Annotated in this window: 16 protein-coding genes; 5 read left to right on the forward strand and 11 right to left on the reverse strand. The window is 37.7% G+C overall.

Annotation, left to right across the window (positions count from 1 at the left end):
• The gene (locus ACQKMF_RS10970; RefSeq protein ID WP_048678486.1) at positions 1–207 is read right to left on the reverse strand and encodes a hypothetical protein; all 207 of its coding nucleotides are present in this window, start codon (positions 205–207) and stop codon (positions 1–3) included.
• Positions 208–519: 312 nt separating this feature from the next.
• On the opposite strand from ACQKMF_RS10970, the gene ACQKMF_RS10975 reads away from it, so the two are divergent.
• Both ACQKMF_RS10975 and ACQKMF_RS10980 read left to right on the forward strand, forming a co-directional pair.
• Positions 520–1,026 (forward strand): DinB family protein, encoded by a 507-nt coding sequence (locus ACQKMF_RS10975; RefSeq protein WP_427573105.1) that lies wholly within the window; start codon positions 520–522, stop codon positions 1,024–1,026.
• Between the two features lie 43 nt (positions 1,027–1,069).
• A complete protein-coding gene (locus tag ACQKMF_RS10980) occupies positions 1,070–1,240 on the forward strand; it encodes a hypothetical protein (RefSeq protein ID WP_427573107.1) in 171 nt (56 codons plus the stop codon).
• Between the two features lie 36 nt (positions 1,241–1,276).
• Here ACQKMF_RS10980 and ACQKMF_RS10985 read toward each other — a convergent pair whose 3' ends face one another.
• From ACQKMF_RS10985 to ACQKMF_RS11005, 5 genes are all read right to left on the reverse strand, one after another.
• Positions 1,277–2,005 carry a GntR family transcriptional regulator gene (locus ACQKMF_RS10985; protein ID WP_101221531.1) on the reverse strand — a complete coding sequence of 243 codons (729 nt, stop codon included), beginning with the start codon at positions 2,003–2,005 and terminating at the stop codon, positions 1,277–1,279.
• 67 nt (positions 2,006–2,072) lie between these two features.
• Positions 2,073–2,855 (reverse strand): fructoselysine 6-kinase, encoded by a 783-nt coding sequence (gene frlD / locus ACQKMF_RS10990; RefSeq protein ID WP_421162018.1) that lies wholly within the window; start codon positions 2,853–2,855, stop codon positions 2,073–2,075.
• Between the two features lie 57 nt (positions 2,856–2,912).
• Positions 2,913–3,926, reverse strand: coding sequence for an SIS domain-containing protein (locus tag ACQKMF_RS10995; RefSeq protein WP_057276224.1), 1,014 nt, complete (start codon positions 3,924–3,926; stop codon positions 2,913–2,915).
• 134 nt (positions 3,927–4,060) lie between these two features.
• Complete coding sequence (locus ACQKMF_RS11000) at positions 4,061–5,407, reverse strand: amino acid permease (protein ID WP_427573110.1); 1,347 nt, start codon at positions 5,405–5,407, stop codon at positions 4,061–4,063.
• 24 nt (positions 5,408–5,431) lie between these two features.
• The gene (locus ACQKMF_RS11005) at positions 5,432–6,250 is read right to left on the reverse strand and encodes a TIM barrel protein (protein WP_427573190.1); all 819 of its coding nucleotides are present in this window, start codon (positions 6,248–6,250) and stop codon (positions 5,432–5,434) included.
• Between the two features lie 522 nt (positions 6,251–6,772).
• On the opposite strand from ACQKMF_RS11005, the gene ACQKMF_RS11010 reads away from it, so the two are divergent.
• A complete protein-coding gene (locus ACQKMF_RS11010) occupies positions 6,773–8,263 on the forward strand; it encodes a DHA2 family efflux MFS transporter permease subunit (protein ID WP_230178311.1) in 1,491 nt (496 codons plus the stop codon).
• A 300-nt stretch (positions 8,264–8,563) separates the two neighbouring features.
• Positions 8,564–9,145 (forward strand): YitT family protein, encoded by a 582-nt coding sequence (locus ACQKMF_RS11015; RefSeq protein WP_402941960.1) that lies wholly within the window; start codon positions 8,564–8,566, stop codon positions 9,143–9,145.
• Positions 9,146–9,467: 322 nt separating this feature from the next.
• Here ACQKMF_RS11015 and ACQKMF_RS11020 read toward each other — a convergent pair whose 3' ends face one another.
• The gene (locus tag ACQKMF_RS11020; protein ID WP_427573113.1) at positions 9,468–9,704 is read right to left on the reverse strand and encodes a hypothetical protein; all 237 of its coding nucleotides are present in this window, start codon (positions 9,702–9,704) and stop codon (positions 9,468–9,470) included.
• A gap of 377 nt (positions 9,705–10,081) precedes the next feature.
• Here ACQKMF_RS11020 and ACQKMF_RS11025 point away from each other — a divergent pair, with 377 nt between their 5' ends.
• Positions 10,082–10,480: a DoxX family protein gene (locus tag ACQKMF_RS11025; protein WP_101221524.1), complete on the forward strand. Its 399-nt coding sequence runs from the start codon at positions 10,082–10,084 to the stop codon at positions 10,478–10,480.
• A 145-nt stretch (positions 10,481–10,625) separates the two neighbouring features.
• Here the strand turns inward: ACQKMF_RS11025 and ACQKMF_RS11030 are convergent, their stop codons facing one another.
• From ACQKMF_RS11030 to ACQKMF_RS11045, 4 genes are all read right to left on the reverse strand, one after another.
• Positions 10,626–11,258 (reverse strand): class D sortase, encoded by a 633-nt coding sequence (locus tag ACQKMF_RS11030; protein ID WP_427573115.1) that lies wholly within the window; start codon positions 11,256–11,258, stop codon positions 10,626–10,628.
• 1 nt (position 11,259) lies between these two features.
• Positions 11,260–12,669: a processed acidic surface protein gene (locus ACQKMF_RS11035; RefSeq protein ID WP_427573117.1), complete on the reverse strand. Its 1,410-nt coding sequence runs from the start codon at positions 12,667–12,669 to the stop codon at positions 11,260–11,262.
• Positions 12,670–13,327: 658 nt separating this feature from the next.
• On the reverse strand, positions 13,328–13,633 hold the full coding sequence (locus ACQKMF_RS11040; protein WP_101221521.1) for a YerC/YecD family TrpR-related protein: 306 nt from the start codon (positions 13,631–13,633) through the stop codon (positions 13,328–13,330).
• Positions 13,634–13,916: 283 nt separating this feature from the next.
• Positions 13,917–14,453 carry a gamma carbonic anhydrase family protein gene (locus ACQKMF_RS11045; protein ID WP_101221520.1) on the reverse strand — a complete coding sequence of 179 codons (537 nt, stop codon included), beginning with the start codon at positions 14,451–14,453 and terminating at the stop codon, positions 13,917–13,919.
• Positions 14,454–14,559 lie beyond the last annotated feature (106 nt).

A 14,559-nucleotide genomic window follows, 5' to 3' on the forward strand; every position in this document is an offset into this window, starting at 1 on the left:
TTACATTGTTTCATAGTTTTTTATTTCAAATTCATTTAAAGGCCGATTAATCGACTTACTCAATTTTTTAGTAAGCTCTTGGTAATCCTTAGTATCATTTGGATCTATACCTTCTCTGACGTTTAGTATCTCGTATCGGTCATACTGTTCTGGGATAAGTTTTCCGTCTACATGGATATAAAGCCTATATTTGATCCTCAGATTCATATTACCATCTCCTTTACTATCAGTTCGATATAGGGAGCTATTTTCCTGCAAGAAAAAATGCCTATATGTGATGCTCCACTATTATTCATTTTATGACCTGAATGTTCGTAGTTCGTATTATCTCAAAACCTCTTATTTTATATGTATTACATTTAAGGAGCACATATACCCGTAGAATCATAAGGAGGAATTGTTATATAAATTATAGAACAGCATATTAATGAATATACTGCATTGAATAAACCTGAATACTTTGTTCTTACTGCATAAATTGTCCAATCCGAAAAAACTAGTGTATATGGAGGTTTTTTAATGAATCACCCCGAGCCAGTATTAGAAATGTATAACTATCACGCATGGGCAAATGGAGTCATCATCGATCGGTTAAATGAACTTCCAGAACACGTTTACCATAAGGAAATTCAGAGTGGTTTTTCGTCGGTATCAAAAGTGTTGTCTCACATTTATCTCACAGATTACGCGTGGTTTGATATTATCTCTGGTATAAGTATGGATGAAGCAATGGCATCTTCTAGTGAATTAAAAGAAGAGGTGGAAAAGAAAAGTATTGAGGAAATGAAAAAAACATTTATGGACATGTACGAAAGAAACAAAGCACTTCTGAGTACAGTCGATATGGAAAAGGTAATGGTTGTGGATAACCCATATGCTGGGTCGCTTGAAACTACCATTTCCGAATCGGTATTACACGTTGTCACTCACGGATCATATCATCGTGGCAATATAGCTACCATGTTACGGCAAATGGGGCACACTTCCGTTATGCAAGATTTTGGCCTTTACCTTTATACAAAATAGAACACCAAACTATATACCATTTCCTGAATAGGGGGATGTATCGATGGATGAACTAGTTGGCTCTTGTGTTCGCTGTGCACGTGATGTATATTGTACGGCAGGTTTCCTGAACGGCATTCTGTTAAATAACAAGAAAATCTTATGTTTTAATTGTAAGGATATTTTAAATGCGATGACCGAAGAAGAAAGATTGGAGGAGGAAAATCAAAACTAGATGTTTAAATAGGTCATGCCAAATTAATGGCATGACCTATTTTGCCCGATGAACAGTCAGATTGACCTTGTTGGTTTCACACATGAACGTTGAGAGGTGCACAGGCTGGTCGTTTGCATCGAAAGCAATCTTCACTATTCTAAATAAATTTGCGCCAATATCGCATTCTAAATATTTAGCATAGATTTTTGTAGCACCAATCACGTCTATAATTTTATCGTTACTGACTATTTCGGTATGGTAATCTTCCAATAGGATCTTATAAGTTGATTCATCCCTTGCAATCTTCTTTTCCAAATCCGGAAAACGAAGTAACGAATAATGAGCGGTATCGTAGAAAAGCGGACGCTCATCTACATACATGAGTCGCTCTAGTTCGAGAACGGGGCTTCCTTCTTCAATGAGGAGATGACCTGCAACATCTTTTGGTGCGGCTATGACCTCACTTCTTAAAATCCGGGAATTCGGTATCTTCCCAAGCTGATGACTAAACTCTGAGAATCCACTTATGGATAACAACTCATTATGAAACTTATTAGATGCAACAAAGGTACCCCTGCGCGGAATACGTGTCAGTGTTCCTTCCTTCACCAATTCCTCGATTGCTTTTCGAATGGTGATGCGGCTAACGTTATAAGTTTCACAAAGCTCTGCTTCGGTTGGGATTTGTTCATCTGGTTTGTATTTACCGTTCTGAATATCATTCTTCAACATTTGCCTTATTTGCATATATAGTGGCTGGGGGGTTGAAGGATTTAAATTCATATTAGATTCATCCTTATCCGTCAAAATTTATTATTTACTACCTATTATACATGATTTACAGTCCCAGTCACCACGCACCGAAATAGCTAATGGTTTTCGCAGCAGACTCTGTACCCAATTCTAAGCAATTTTCGATAGATTGGCCTTTCAATAATCCATAAATAAAACCGGAAATGAAGGAATCCCCCGCACCCATTGTATCCACCACATTCGCTTCAACGGCACCGCATTGATAAAATTGAATGCCGTCATAGGCAAGTGAACCATTTTCACCTAAAGTAGCGACCGCAATTTTAGATCCTTGATTTTTTACATCTTTTAAAAATTGGCGGATAAAAACATCATCCTTCGTATAAGAGAAAAAAGGATAATCAACAAACTTCGGTAAAGTCTTCACTAAATCGTGATCTAGCTGATCTGAGAAATCAAAAGACGTGAGCATTCCATTTTCTTTAAATAAGGAATAATACTTATCCGCATGTCCCCAAATCCCTGAATGTATGAGCTGGTATGTTTGAATGTAATGGAGCTCTTCCGTCGTTAAGCGGAAATGTTTCATGACACCTTCATCGTATTCTCCAAACCTGCGGTCATTTCCTACCATTTCAACAAAAGTAACAGCTGTTTTTCCTTCTTTCCGCGAAAGATGAGAAATATCAACACCTTTTTCCTGTATCGCTTTAACCATTTTTTCACTGTATTGATCGGAGCCCACCCAGCCGATATAAGCAGAGTCAGCACCTAACCCTCTTAAATAGACAGCCACATTTAAAGGATTACCGCCAGGATAGACCTCCCCGCTCTTTTGATAAACATCCATACAGTTATCTCCGACTGTAACCGTTCTCATCATTTTCCCCCGCTTTCTTTAAACTTAAGAGCACTACTAAGTAGTGCTCCACTTATCTTAATATTCCATTTGGCGATAGTATCTTCTAAGTGTTAATGGATGATTTCTTTCACGCTCAAGGTATACGCTGATTCGACTTAATACTGACCAGTTGATGCTAACAGAAAAATGCTTTCTGAATTCTTCGCTGATGCCTTCCATTTCAAAGCTTTTGGTATCAATAACCGTAATATTTTTTGAGATTTTTTCTACAAATCTCTCTACACGGTCCATCAACGGTCTAGTTTCATCTTCCCCTTTTAGTAAAATAACACTTGTATCTTCAACAACAAGTTCAAGCGTACCATGGAAAAACTCTGCAGCGTGGATGGATTTCGCTTGGATCCATTGCATTTCTTCTAAAATGCACATGGCATATGAATAAGTGTTTCCCCATAGGTTACCAGAACCGACCATCATGTGGTAATCCGTGTCTTTATGTGTAATGGCAAATTCCTCTGCTTTTTTGTCAAAAGATTTAACGGCATCTAGAATTGCACGCGGAAGTAGAGAAACCTCCTTCGTGAATTGTTCATATTGCGGGAATTCATTGTTGTTATGCATGAAACGGAAGACGACCATGTACAAAAGCATAAAGAAAGTATCAAAAGAGTGCGTTTCAGAACCAGTCGTTATACAGTAATCCGCAATTTGTGTTAACGGAGTATTGGGCTCTGCAACTAAAGCGATTGTAGTGGCGCCTTTTTCTTTACAATATTCAGCCGCTGCAACTGTTTCTTGAGTAGTCCCGGATACAGATGTAAAAATGCAGACTGAATCTTTGCTGAAATGCTTATGATTCATCACCATGAACTCAGCAGCAATTTCTGCATGGACATCGATGGTAGAATTTGATTTTAAAATGTATTCATATGGATACATCATGGCTATGGTGCCACCAGCACCGATAAGGAAAATATTGCTGTAGCCCCTTTTTGTGATTCCATCTACGATTTCTTCAATCTGGCCTCTAAAAGCAAGGCCCTCTTTTTCTACAAGATTTAGAAATAACTCCTCATCAAACTTTAGCATTAACAGCTTCCTCCCTTATCCCCGTTTATTTGTTATGTCTTGTGTTATACCTAAACGTAATAATTTGTACAATTGTTTTATTTTAAAATTTTTTTGGTTTATCAAAAGAAGGCCTAACTTCCCTTATCATTCTGCTAAGCCACGATATCGCTGTCGTTATTTTTCTTCTTTGATCCATATTTCCTTTCCCAATAATAGTATACCGGCAGACCTGTTACGATAACGATCAGCGCTGCAATCACTCCTTGAATAGGCGCCCAAGTAAATGTTCCCCAAGCCAGCCATGATGCCCCAAGAATAGCTAAAACCGTCGTTAACCTCCACATTGGCATACGATAGATTGGATTATAATCATCCCTTTTACGGCATTTATAAACAGCGGCAAAGTCCATGATGTTAATTACCAATTGAATCAGTGTGAAATAGCCAAGTAACACAGTTAAATTACTGAAGCACACAAGTATACATGCATACGTAACCTGAACGATGATAGAGAAACTTGGAGTTTCATATTTAGGATGGACCTTCGCAAAACGTTGAAAGAATAGTCCGTCCTTTGCCATTGCATACTCAAGGCGGGGCTGAAACATTATGCAAGAGCTTAGCGAACCCAAGATAACAATAATCGCCGTAATGGCCACGAATGATGATGCAATATCCGATAATCCCGGAATATATTTTACAGCTTCGGAAACAGCCGCATTGGAGTTGATTAATTCTTCAAATGGCATCAAGCCGATGACACAAACGGCTAACAGTGTATATAAAGCCAACACGATGAATACCGAACTAATAAGAGCTCGTGGAAGTATTTTCCCTGGATTTTTGAACTCCCCAGCCATGAAACAAATCGCAGCCATTCCCGTATATGCCCATGTGGTTGCGGATACACCACCTATTAAACTTGACTTTTGGGCACCAGGTCCTGGTGTATAAGCAAAGTTATCAGGGTTCATGTACATAATTCCCAAGACAATGACAATCAGGAAAGGAATGATCTTGATAGCCGTGATAATGACTTGGAAAAGACCTCCTTCCTTCACACTTCGATAATGAATCGATGTGATGAGCAGGATGATCGCAATACCCAATAATTTCCCGGCGACCCCAGAGAAAAATGGGAAAAAGGTTGCTAAATAAGAAACAATCGCTAAAGCCATAATCGATATGGATGGAGGATCCAACGCCCAGAAAGTGGCCCATCCATATAAAAATGCCAGAGGCCTCCACCCAGCTTTATTTAAATAAACGTAACCGCTTCCATTTTGGGGGTATGCTGTCGATAACTCCGCCAGCACCATTACTTGCGGAATGGCAATCACCCCGCCTATTATCCAGGCTAGAATGGAAATGGAAGGAGTACCCGCAGCCTTTGCAACATCACCGGATGAGACAAAAATACCCGACCCTATTGTAGTTCCAACAGCAATAGCCAGAGCAGACCAAAAACCCAGTTTTCGTGTAAGTGTGCCATTACTCATAAAGAGTTCCTCCAAATTAGATGATTAAATTCCCAATTCCCTAACTTTTTCAATTGATTTCTTGATTGCATCTCTTGGATTTTGATAATAATTTGATCCCATAATCTCTAAAGTACAACTTCCTTTGTAACGATGGCTTTGAAGACTTGTTAAATATTCCCTCCAATTTAAAACCCCATCATCCAGTGCCAAATGTGCATCTGATTGACCATCTCCGTCCATTAGGTGAAAATGGCCTAATTCGGGAAGGAAGGAATAGTACTCATCAGGTGTTTCACCTGCCAGATGCATGGAAACCGTATCTATCATTCCTATCAATGAAGTAGATTGGATTTCCTCTAACATTTTCTTTAACCCCTTAGAGTCAATTACCAGATTGGATTCATATTTTGTCAATGGCTCTAAAGCAAGAATCAAACCTTCCTTCTCAGCTACTTTGGTTAATTGAAAGATTGAGTCACTTGCATACTTCCATGATTCCTCTTGTGAAACAGAAAAGTCCCCTATTCCAGAAGTGATAAGCATCATGTTTGTGTCTAACTCCAGCGCGGCGTAAAGATTCTCCATAAAATATTCAATGCTTTTTTTTCGCCAATGAGCATCCGAGGATGCAATGTTATAAGGATAAATACATTGTTCTGGAGTATAGCAGATGATTTTCATATTTCTAGATTTAAGTTCCCTTCTCAAACTCCTTATATTTCCTAGTATGTTGCGATAAACATACAAATGCGGCTCCCCACCCCATAATTCAATGCTTTTAATCTCAAGTTTGTCCATGCATTCCAAAAAATAATGAAAAGGGAAATGCCTAAAAGTGATATTCATCCCTGCAATATTCAATTCTTTCACCCCCTCAAAACAATTTTTTATTTGTTATGTTTTGTATTATAATTAACCAATACATTGTTTGCAATAATTATTTTGAATATTTAAAAAATAATCATTCGGAAAATGCGGAAAAGTCGTGATTTTATTGTTCATCACACCTTTTTATAAATTAACTATTTTTTAGTGACTACGAATGATAGAATGTTAAAGTATTTATACCTAGTGCAAAAATTTCTCTGGTACATTGTAAGTATTATGTTGGTGATTATTGTTTGAAATATGATATACCTGTAGAATGGATGTTAGCCTGGGGGATTTCCATGAGAATGTATCCTGAAATATTGTCAAGTTAGTGGTTAATAAAGAATAAACACCTCAAAAAAAGCGTAAATTGAGATGAATCTCCTTAAATGGTGTATTTTATTGGAAAATAAAGGTTAGTTTACACTAATACTTCGTGAGACGAATTAGTTTCTTTAAAAATAGCAGACAGTACAATTTATACTATCCTAGCGGAAAGGACGTGCCATAATAATGAATCACGAAAAAACAGCCATCACTAAAATTCGTACAGGCCCCATGTTTGCGGTGATGCTGGCTGGTGCTCTAGTCGCTTTCTTAAATCAGACCTTAATCAATATCGCATTGCCTCAATTAATGACTCATTTTGACATATCAGCTGCAACAGCTAATTGGCTTACTACAATCTTCTTATTGGTCAATGGGATTGTCATCCCGATTACCGCTTTCTTAATGGAACGATTCAATACAAGACAATTATATCTTGCTTCGATGGGACTCTTTGCATTAGGAACATTTTTATGTGGGATTGCCCCCAGCTTCTCCGTCTTATTGATCGGACGTGTGGTTCAAGCTGCAGGTGCGGGGATTTTGTTCCCGTTGATTACAAATGTAATTTTCACTTTATTTCCACCTAACAGACGCGGTTTTGCAATGGGCATATTTGGTATCGCGATGAATTTTGCCCCAGCTGTAGGACCGACATTATCAGGATGGATTATCCAAAACTATTCATGGCGGGTTCTGTTTTTTATCATTTTCCCATTCGCCCTGCTTGACTTCATCTTTGCCATTTTCATCATTAAAAAAGTAGGGAAAACCAGCCGGCCTAAACTCGATAAACTGGGTGTAATTCTATCCACTATCGGATTCGGCGGAGTTCTATATGGATTTGCTACAGGCGGCACCAAGGGCTGGGGCAGCCCTGAAGTACTGATGATGTTCCTTGTTGGAGGAATCAGTTTAGCTTTATTTGTCTGGAGGCAATTCACTGTATCTCATCCCATTTTGGAGTTTAGAATTTTCCGGTATCGGATGTTCACTTTAACGACAATCATCAACATCATCGCAACTATGGGTATGTTCTCCGGAATGATCATCATGCCAATCTATATGCAGAATATCCGTGGGTTTACTCCGATGGAATCCGGTCTCATGCTATTGCCTGGCGGAATTTTAATGGGGATCATGTCTCCTATCACCGGAAAGCTGTTTGACCGATTTGGTGCAAGATGGCTTGCGGTGAGCGGACTTGCCATCACTATCATTACAACGTACCTTTTAACTCGGCTTGAAACAGATACGTCCTATTCTTATGTGGTATGGGTATATACGATTAGAATGTTCGGAATGTCGATACTGATGATGCCTATCTTCACAGCTGGATTAAATGAATTGGCACTTAGCCTAAACAAATATGGAACAGCAATGGTCAATACATTGAGAATGGTAGCAGGCGCTGTTGGCATGGCATTCTTTGTGTCCATCATGACAAACCAGGGAACGAAACATGTACAGGAAATCTTATCTCAAAGGAATATATCACCAGATAATACATCACAAATGGCGATGGCCATTAAACAAGGCAGCGTAATGGGAGTGGATGATGCATTCATGATCGCAACAGGTTTGACCATAGTTGCATTCATACTTGCCTTTTATATTCGGCAAACATCACCACAAGAAGATACCATTACAAATCGCCTATCAAAAAAAAGCTTTTAATAATCAAGGCTAAATCAACCTATTTTCCAAGGTAAAAAAATTCTTATATTAATATACTGACTTGCCCCATGAAGACATATAAATGCAAAAAAAAGAGACACGTTTTATGAGTGTCTCTTTTTTTGCCCAAATTACTTCCTGGCCTCCAGGAGACGGCCTTTATTATGTCTCTTCAGAATATCTTCTGAAGAACAAAGCCAACAATTCACAAATTGCACCGGTACTTTAAATATGCTGAGTATATATTTACATTCCTCTCATATATTTTAAGATAATGATTTGGACAAGGGGAATGTATTAATGAAAAAGTTAGTTACTCTGCTTTTTTCAAGTTTTTGCATTGGAATTGGTATTAACCTGTTTATCGTTCCCATTCATCTAATAAATGGCGGGATATTTGGAATAAGTTTGTTAATCAAATATGTGTGGGGAATCCAGGTTGGACATACCATGATTATGTTCAATATTCCCATATACCTTCTATCTCTTCTATACGATAAATCTTATTTCTTTAATGCCATCCTTGGGTTAGCTTTTACATCAACCATTATCGATTGGTTAACACCACTAAACGGTTTGATTCATCTACCGATCATAACAAGTGCCATTATCGGTGGAATGACGATTGGGATTGGTGTTGGTTTTATGCTGAGACAACATATTAGCCCCGGTGGAGTGGATTTACTAGCACTATTAATCTCTAAAGCTACAGCAACTAATCCTGGAATTATTATTTTTATCATTGATTCTCTCATAGTAATTGCCGGAATTATTATATTGAAAGACTTAAAGTTAATGTATTCCCTCATCACGATTTCCTGTGTTGGGTTTTGCGTCATTTTAATCAATTCTTTTAAATCAATAAACTTTTTTACAAGATAAAGCCATACCTGCATGTGTCAAATACAGTGTTGGCAATGTTCACTAAACATATCGACCAAAACCTCAGGAATAAAAGCAGCAAAGCTAATCATGGAATATTCTTGAAATTTTTTATCAAAAGGCAGTGGTTAAAGCAGCCACTGCCTTTTACATTAAAGAAAACTCCAAAATCACCTTCAAGCAGTAGACTTTTGGAATAGAACAATTGGGCAAACGATAATCATGATTTTGTGATCAACTCTTTCTTAAGGATGTAAAAGATCAAACGGAGGAAATCCTCTCTAATTTCAAGAAATTTGCGGCAATCCTGCCGTAAAACTGGCTAGCCGAGTACGTAGGACGCTTGCTTTGATGCGGCTTGGCAGACAATCGCACGTTTACTCGGATTTCGTGCTACACTTGTGATTTCGCGCCGTTTACTCGTGAATTTTGCTGTTTTACTCGTAATTTCAGCATGTTCACTCGTGGTTTCGTGCTGCATCCATGATTTCCCGCCGTTTACTCGTGAGTTTTGGCTATTTATTCGTGAGTTTTGCTGGTTTACTCGTAATTTCAGCATGTTCACTCGTGGTTTCGTGCTGCATCCATGATTTCCCGCCGTTTACTCGTGAGTTTTGCTGTTTTACTCGTGAGTTTTGGCTATTTATTCGTGAGTTTTGCTGGTTTACTCGTGAATTCAGCATATTCACTCGTGATTTCGTGCTGCATCCATAATTTCGTACGTTTACTCGTGAGTTTTGGCTATTTACTCGTAATTTCAGCATATTTACTCGTGATTTCGCGCCGTTTACTCGTGAATTTTGCTGTTTTACTCGTAATTTCAGCATGTTCATTCGTGATATTACCGTTGATGTTAATAATTTGTTACAGAAAGCATTAATAAAAGGAATGTGGAATATGATTAGAATGTCAATCTAAGGGAGGGAATGAGAATAGATGAAAAAAACAAAAATTATATATTGGATTTTCACAGGGCTTTTAGTGGCACTAATGGTTTTGGGTTCTATTCCGGATATAATGTCTGTTCCCGATGCAGTCGACTTATTTAATCATTTAGGTTATCCTACCTACCTCCTACCCTTTATTGGAATTGCCAAATTATTAGGTGTCGTGGCAATACTTATTCCTGGCTTTCCGAGAATCAAGGAATGGGCTTATGCAGGTTTTGTATTTGATTTGACGGGTGCTATGTATTCAAGCATATCAGTGGGCGACCCTGCCAGTGGATGGCTGCTTTTCATTATCGGATATATTTTGATAGCCGGCTCTTATATTTATCATCATAAAATATTAAAATCCGCTTCAGTGAGTAATAAGGATAACCTAACAATATAAATAAATTAGCAATGAAAAAACATCGATATCGGTGTTTTTTCATTTGGTTATAGTGACTTTCACCTTCGTTTTCTTTTCAAAATAGAAATTAAAAGAGTCCCAATAGGTTTCCTTATTGGGACTCTTGTTTTTAGAAATTAGATGATTAACTTACTGTTTTTGAAGTCAAATAAGCGACAAGTATATAGCGTTCAGGTGCTGACCCGATATAATCAAAGGGGTAACAGGTACTGACGGTTAGCGTTGCCCGTGGCTTTGGTACGATTACGGTTCGATCATCCTCATCCACAATTCGAACTTTTTTGATTTTGTATGTGAACTCTCCTGCCGATGTTGTTACTATCAACAAATCTCCTTCGCCAACTTGCCCGAGTTTACGGAATACCGTATCTCTATGACCGGAAAGAACGGAATTGTCATTTTCACCAGGTAGCACACTTCCTGCAAAGTGACCAACGCCTTTTTCCAATTCATCCTCGTTTGTGCCATGGAAAATAGGGAGTTTTGTTTTTAGTTTGGGTATATATAATTCCCCGATTTCTTCACCCGTTTCAGGGCGGACAGGATATAGCTCTTTCTTTGTTTTATTACTTGCTGGTTTATCACTTGGTGTTTTCTGTACTGTTTCATTTACTTGACTACTTGGAGCATGAGTCTTGTAAAGAAAGTAGCCTTTTGCAAACTTATACATATTGGATGTGGAAAACCAAATCCCAAATAAAATGATGGCAATTGTACAAGAAAGCAGCAGGAACCGCTTTTTCTTTAATTGTTTCATATTAAGCTTTCCTAATTTTTCGATACATCAAGCTTCCGAACAAGACAAGAAATAGTCCTAAAAGGGCGCTAGGTAAATAATCGGAAGCGGTATTTGGCAGTTTAGCCCCTTTTACGGTTTGTTGTTCTGAAGTAGTATTGGTACTGATCTTTTGTTTTACTGGTTTAGCAATTGGTGCCTTTTCAATGGTTTTTTGCACCTCTTTTGCAGATTCCTTTATTTGCCCGCCTGCATTGGTAAGAGTATCAGAATCGACCATTTCACCTGTTATTAAAAGATCAGCCAAGAACTTCCCGTCAGTATTATATATCATTATTTTCAGGTTAGCACCCTTCAATTCTTCCAATTTCATTAAATCTAAAAGGGATACAGGCGATTCCGAGCCACTTTTCACAAGGGAATAGGAAACATTAAGCTTAAAGATGGAAAGTAACTCTTCATAGATTGAGGCCATTTCAGCTATCTGTTCAGCTGTAAGCTCGGTTGCTACATCAAATTCCTCGAAAGCCATCATGCGGTTGCCCAATTCTTCAAGTTGCTTGACTGTTTCCGGGTTGGAAAGATGGTCTTCCAAAGACATCAAGTGATCTTCAAGCCGCTGTAATTCCTCTTCCGTTAGACCGAGTTCCTGCTCGAAAATAGGAAGAAGATCTTCAGCAACTTCGCCATCAATCCCGCCACCAGTAAGGTTCCAAACAGTTTCTTCAAGATTATCTATGTATATATAATCGTTAATATTTTCACCATTTTCTTCTAACATTTGAAGCAAGGCTTGTTTATCCAATCCATAATTCTCATTAAAATAGTCTAAGTTGCTTAGATCTGCCTTTATGACGTTACCTAGGAATTCGCTAAGCTCTTCGACAGATTCAAATTCTTCCAGGCTAAAATCATAGAGTTCCAATGACGCTTCGATATCTTCCTTTGTTACTTGGAAGCCTCTTTCCTTGCTAACCTTGGCTAAATAATTGACTAATTCTTTGTCAAAGTTCGGATCGCGTTCAAAATCGCCCTCTTCGGTATAGAAATAAACAGCTTCATCGAGGTCCCAGATAAAGATATAATCGTCTAGTTCTTCACCATTTTCGTGTAATAGATTAATCAGGCTCTCATTGGTTAGATTATAATCATCATAGATGGCATCTAGATTACTTAAATCTGCCTTAATGACTTCGCCCAAGGCTTCTTTAAGATCACCAATAGATTCAAAGTTTTTAATACTTTCGTCGTAAAAAGAAAGAGATGTTTCAATATCATCCTTTGTCACTTGAAAACCCCTGACAAGGCTTACCTCTTTTAAATACTTTGTAAGGTCCTGCTCAAAATTTTTGCTTGGTGCTGCCGATGCTAATTGCGGGAATAAGCTAATTAACAACGTAAATGAAACTAAAATCGTCCACAGTTTTTTCATACTTTTCTCCTATTCATAACATTTCATATGTTTCTAGAAAATTATAAGGTAATAACAATAATTTAACAATGAAGTTATTTTTTCCACTAACGGAAAATAGCTATTTTACTTACTTTGTAAACTAGCTTTTGCAGCATTTATTTCATATAAAGACGTATTTCTTCCTATTAATATATCGATTACAACAACCCCTCCCCTTGTGTCTCCGGATAAAAAATTATAAATATTGTATTCCTACTAAATTTAACTAAAGCGAAAAATTAACAACAAATTGACCTCCGGACTATCCATCTATTCAGCCATCAATTTTGCCAGATCAAGTAAAGTAATCAGTCTAAAAGTATCGGAATTCATATCCTATAAATATGCACTTAGACATAGCGAAAAAAAGAGATAATCCATCTTCATGCTCCCTCTTCTACAACATGATGCAACTCCCCATTTCCTGTAAGTGTATCCTTCTAACTTATAAAAGTTATCTTCGATTACACTTTTTCAAACAAAAAAAGAGACTGTAAATGACAATCTCAAGTGATGTATGTTTAAAAGAAAATGAAAAGCTATTTATTGACGTGTTTCTTCTATATATATTGATATTTTTTACCAAAAATCCAAAGATGAACCTAGACCCAAAAGTCAAACCCATCTGCCGAAACTCTTAAAATTTTTTAGTAGTATCCATGCGATCTAACGACATCTGATACCCACCATTACTCCCATAATTCAAAAGTTTATTAACTCTTGAAATTGTAGCTGAAGCGGCACCGGTTTCTGCCTCGATTCCTTCATATGTAAAGCCATCCCGAAGCATTCTGGCAACTTCTAGTCTTTGGGTAAAAGCTTTTATTTCATTCATTGTGCACAAATCATCAAAAAAAGCCATACACTCTTCTTGTGTCCGTAAAGAAAGGATAGCCTTAAATAATTGTTGTATGTTTTTTTCAGACAATTTACTTTTGTACATAATTGACCTCCAATAAAGTTTTCAAAATAATATTTATCTTCACATTGAGGATGCGCTCCTATTGCCTACCCATGCTAAAACGGGAACCAATTTCAACAGACTGACACTTTAATCACACTCGGAAGGAGGTATGAAATGCAATATATACCTTGCAACTCCCATGCAAATGGCCTTACATAAAAAAAGGTTCTTTTGCTTCTACCGTTTTATTAATAATTTAGCAGACTCGTCCAATCTTGCGGACAGCCTGCCTTCTCACTTTTAACGTACAAGTGCATTCTAATTATTTGAATGCTTTCTCTATTACGCTTATGTTCTCTTTCTTATATAGAGCGCCATTTTTGATATACTGTGATGCTCCCTCTTTTGCCTGTTCTATGTTTTCTGGTGTAAGTTTTCTGATGACCTTAGCGGGAACACCGGCTACTAAAACACCCGGTTCAATTATCTTTCCTTCTGGAACTAGAGCCCCAGCAGCGATTAGAGAGCCTTCTCCGATTACTGCTCCATTTAGAATTGTTGCGCCCATACCAATTAACGCGCCATCTTCTACAGTACAGCCATGTAGAACCACGTTATGTCCGACAGTAACATTTTCACCGACTTTAATTGGAAAACCTGGATCCACGTGAACTATTGCACCGTCTTGAATATTTGATCCTTTTCCTATCGTTATTTTCTCATTATCCCCTCTTAAAACGGCATTGAACCAAACGGACGTATCTTCCTTAAGTTCTATGTTTCCAATCAACTGTGCTCCTGGGGCTATATATGAGCTTGAATGTACATTGGGGAAGTGTCCTTTAAATTTATGAATCATTCTTCATTCCTCCTTTTGCGTTATGTTCATTATTCCATAATAAAACCAGAGGTACCTCTATTCGGAGCCTTTCTTTAACACCATCAATATAGTTTAAGAATCTTAA

The organism is Peribacillus sp. NPDC101480 (genome assembly GCF_050277335.1).
GTDB lineage: Bacteria > Bacillota > Bacilli > Bacillales > DSM-1321 > Peribacillus.